1 rRNA gene is annotated in these 574 nt (G+C 57.8%); it reads right to left on the reverse strand.

The window, feature by feature from the left end:
• Window positions 1–452: 452 nt before the first annotated feature.
• Window positions 453–574, reverse strand: a 16S ribosomal RNA gene (locus AC1DN2_RS21330); the annotation flags it as partial.

Consider the following 574-nt stretch of genomic DNA (forward strand, 5'->3'; position numbering starts at 1 on the left):
ATATTCTTGGAAATTGCTTCTTATAAAAGATGCTCGCGTCCACTATGTAGTTCTCAAACAACAACCCCGTACCACACACCCCACACACACCCCACCCCCAAAAGGAGCAGAACAACCGTGTGATCGGTGCAGCCAGGAAACCAGAAACAAACTAGTCCCGGAACCGCCACGGCCAAAGCCGCAGCAACCCGGTCCTGTTGCCTCAGGACCCAACAGTGTGCCAAACACTAAACCGCCCATCTCCTCTCCCGCACCGTTCCAGGACCACCCGCACTTCCAAAGGAAGCACAGGGGACCGTACTGGGTGCCGGCGAAGAACCGGCGGCCGCTATTTGTTGATATTCCACCCGTGAGCACCCGCCGCAGAACTTGCGTCTGCGCAACGGGCGTACTCCTGACAACCCCACCACACGGACATAACGCCCGGCAGGGTGGTTGTAGGTGCTCCTTAGAAAGGAGGTGATCCAGCCGCACCTTCCGGTACGGCTACCTTGTTACGACTTAGTCCCAATCGCCAGTCCCACCTTCGACAGCTCCCTCCCACAAGGGGTTAGGCCACCGGCTTCGGGTGTTA

Source organism: Arthrobacter sp. 01L42, from assembly GCF_056400005.1.